The sequence below is a fragment of the Chitinimonas sp. BJB300 genome (assembly GCF_002735695.1).
Classification (GTDB): Bacteria; Pseudomonadota; Gammaproteobacteria; order Burkholderiales; family Chitinimonadaceae; genus Chitinimonas.
This window is the reverse complement of record NZ_PDZH01000233.1, coordinates 1-3,275: the sequence shown is the minus strand read 5'-3', so window position 1 is coordinate 3,275 and position 3,275 is coordinate 1. Positions and strand designations below refer to the sequence as shown.

Genomic DNA, 3,275 nt, shown 5'->3' with positions numbered 1-3,275 from the left:
GACTTGTATCGCCACCGTCATCTGGTCGAAAAGGCTTTTTTGCAACTAAAGCGCAGGCGGGGCATCGCAACCCGTTACGCCAAGAATATGGCCTCTTTTCTGGCGGCCGCCCAGATCCGCTGCATGGTGATCTGGATCGGCATCTTGTGACGACACCCTCTAGACGCCGGCCTCGCTCATCCCCTGTTCCAATGACATCACTCGCTTTTAGGGTTGGTCTGATGTCATCTAAAAGCGCAACTGATGCCGCAATACCAAATGTTGGTTTAGCAAGGTCTAAGACTTGCATTAGATAACCAAAGTATTGCATGAGTGTGCCGGGAGACTGATTGAGGCGACTGCTTCGATCAACGAACCACTCCAGCAGATCGCCACTAGTAAGTTCAGTAAGGGGAAGTTGGGCAAATGGCGCTCATGCTAACACTTTATATGTATATCTCTTCGTCTCTCCAAATGGTTTGAGCTTGTTGAAGTACGCGACATGCTTATCTATGAGTTCGGACATTGTGATGCCGCGCATCTTTATGCGATGGGTAACAGCCGCAATCCCGGCATCATCTTGCAGCTGGGACTCTAGGTTGGTAGACCATTGAAGAGCAAGTTTCTTGGTGCTGAAGGTTTTGGAACGGTTGAGGACAAGCTTTCCGTCTTTCTTCTTGCGGACGGTAGCCCGCCATTTAATTGAACCGTCTTCTTGCTCGATGGGTATAATCGTCGCCACTTTTCGGAGGTGCTACAGGTAACACTTAGGTAGAGTTGAAAAGTGCTACTGAGTAGCACCAATGTCGTAAATACCCTCTAAAACACCTCGAAATACCCCAAAATCAGCACGGTTGGGGAAGCAGGAAAAAGCGCTAAAACCCTTGTAGTGCTTGAGTTTCAATGATTTAGCGTAGTTTGCCGCCTCTGTAGTTAAATGGATATAACGGCCCCCTCCTAAGGGGCAATTCTGGGTTCGATTCCCGGCGGGGGCGCCAGCTTGGCGCGTTTTTCGTTCTCTTGCGCGGTCTTGGCCGCCGCATCAATACCCAACCGGATATTCTCAGGGTTGGTAACGGTTACCTGTTCATTGAATGGTGGGAACATCGGTTTCACCGGGTGTTCGAATCGCACCAGAATGTCATAGTAGCTGCGCACGTTCTCGACAAAAATCACCGTTTCTCCCCCGCGCGCAAAACCGTACTTTAGGGTGCTGAAGTACTCATAGTTGCGTAGGAGGGGAATCACCGTCTTTAGATCTGTCCAACTGTCCGGGTTCTTTTTTTGCCGCTTGGCGAGAATACGGGCGTCTTCCAGATGCGCCATACCAATGTTGTAGCCTGCCAAAGCAAGCCAAGTCCGATCGGGTTCTGGAATACGCGCGGGCAGTTTGTCTTTCAATAGGTTGATATATTTAGCCCCACCTTGAATGCTCTGTACTGCATCCAGCCGATCGCTCACACCCAGTCGATCGGCAGTGTCGTTGGTGAGCATCATCATCCCACGCACGCCAAAACTGCTGGTGGCATAGGGGTCCCAATGGGATTCCTGATACGCAAGCGCTGCCAGCATTCGCCAATCAATCCCTTGACTGGCTTCGGCTTCCACAAACATGGCTCTGAAGTGCGGTAGGATGCTATTCCGTCGGCTGAGGAACGTGGTGGCATCGATAGGTTGCAAGCGCTTGGCGTGGCCGTAATAGCGGTCAATCAGCCGCGCCAGCGTACCATCATCCTGAATGCGCTTGAAAAAACGGTTGATCTGATCAGCAAACTTGGGTGGGGCATCGCTCAGCCATCCCCAGGAGAAAGGTTGTGGCCCTGCAGCTTTAAATGCCATGTCTACGCCAGGGTAATAGTTTTGTGCGACTGCAGCGGAATGTGTGCTCACAATGGCGTAATCAATCAGGCCGGAATCAACGTGCTCAATCAGCTCTTCCGTATCTTGATGCTCAGCTTCCTGCCATCTCAAGGTAGGATACATTGCCTCAATGGCGCGGATGCTCGGTGCAAGCAGGTTGCTCACCATCACATTGCTGTTGCCCAGATCAGCCAGATCGCGAGGTTTGCGTTGGGTGCTGCGATAGACCAAAACGGGTTGTAGGGTGAGATAAGGTGGCCCAACAACAATTTTTTTATTCGCCTGCTGGGTGATACCTACAGCCAGATGTGCCTCATGGCGAGCCAAGCGGTTGGTCATTTCGCTGGCACGAGGCGCCACTACGAACCTGACTTTCACCCCGACTTCATCGGCAAATCGGGTAACCAGGTCGTAATCCAGCCCAGCGTATTTACCTTCGGCATCAATATAGAAACTGGTGCTGCCATTTCGTATCAAAACAACCAACTCACCCGATTCAGCCAAAGGAAGCACTGGCTTGATTTCGAGTGTTTTCGGTGCGGGCATGCAGGCTGTCAACCCTGCTAGCACCGTCCATAGCAATCGTCTCCACATCGGGTTGGGAACCTCTCCACATAAGCTCGGCCTAATTATGCCACGGGCATCGATTTAATCGTGGTGATGCAGGCAGGTTGACAAGCCAGCGGCAGATAGACACAATGCGCGCCTTCGAGCCGGAGAGGTGGCAGAGTGGTCGAATGTACCTGACTCGAAATCAGGCGTAGGTGCAAGCCTACCGTGGGTTCGAATCCCACCCTCTCCGCCAAGGTACACATATAAAGCCCTGATTTTTTCAGGGCTTTTTTGTTGCCTAAAAATCTATACCCACGTTTCCACCCATGTTTTAACTCCCCCCTTACCGATTTCGAATTCAAGCACGGTATATGACACAACCTGACTTTCTACGGGGTACACGTAGCTATAGCGGAGATTGGCCGAATCTAGGTGATGGGGAATGGGAAGATGGCATGTTTGAGTTATATGCCAACTTCACCGATGGCAGGTTATGTTTCGTTGACTGGGCTTTTTCCTACAGGGTCTCATCCCAGGGGGGGGGGCAGCACGGTTGCTGTGTGGATTGGACCCGATCAAGTTCAAGAATCTAAATCAGCCGCGCTGCCAGCCGAGGGTCAACATTCCGGTTGAACTGGTCGAACGAATCGAAATCCAGGCTAGTCGGCAGGCCATCACGCAGTTGGCTGCACCTGCCTGGTTGAAATGGGCCAAGTAATATGCAAGCACAATCGATCCTTTTCACCCGGCAATTAAGTGTAGAAGTTCAGACTTGATCTGACAGTTGCCCGTTTTGACGGTGCCCGATTGTCATACATGGACGCCCCCGTTTGCCAAGCCATCTTTTTGTTGCACCAAGAACAAGGTTGAGATTGCAGCCATAC

2 protein-coding genes, 2 tRNA genes and 1 pseudogene are annotated in these 3,275 nt (G+C 51.5%); 3 read left to right on the top strand and 2 right to left on the bottom strand.

The window, feature by feature from the left end:
• Nucleotides 1-150, top strand: a pseudogene (locus CSQ89_RS20600) (IS5/IS1182 family transposase); the annotation flags it as partial.
• A gap of 262 nt (nucleotides 151-412) precedes the next feature.
• Here CSQ89_RS20600 and CSQ89_RS20595 read toward each other — a convergent pair.
• Nucleotides 413-721, bottom strand: coding sequence for a hypothetical protein (locus tag CSQ89_RS20595; RefSeq protein ID WP_099407864.1), 309 nt, complete (start codon nucleotides 719-721; stop codon nucleotides 413-415).
• Nucleotides 722-902: 181 nt separating this feature from the next.
• Here CSQ89_RS20595 and CSQ89_RS20590 point away from each other — a divergent pair.
• Nucleotides 903-977: transfer RNA gene (locus CSQ89_RS20590), tRNA-Arg, on the top strand.
• Here the strand turns inward: CSQ89_RS20590 and mltF are convergent.
• Nucleotides 937-2,385, bottom strand: a complete 1,449-nt coding sequence (mltF, locus tag CSQ89_RS23950) for a membrane-bound lytic murein transglycosylase MltF (protein WP_374701389.1) — start codon at nucleotides 2,383-2,385, stop codon at nucleotides 937-939. The genes CSQ89_RS20590 and mltF overlap by 41 nt on opposite strands.
• Nucleotides 2,386-2,554: 169 nt before the next feature.
• On the opposite strand from mltF, the gene CSQ89_RS20580 reads away from it, so the two are divergent.
• Nucleotides 2,555-2,644 (top strand) — tRNA-Ser (locus tag CSQ89_RS20580).
• Nucleotides 2,645-3,275 lie beyond the last annotated feature (631 nt).

Bases quoted from the DNA above. Each gene is read 5' to 3' on its own strand.
- mltF (WP_374701389.1), bottom strand. From the start codon at position 2,385: ATGCCCGCACCGAAAACACTCGAAATCAAGCCAGTGCTTCCTTTGGCT.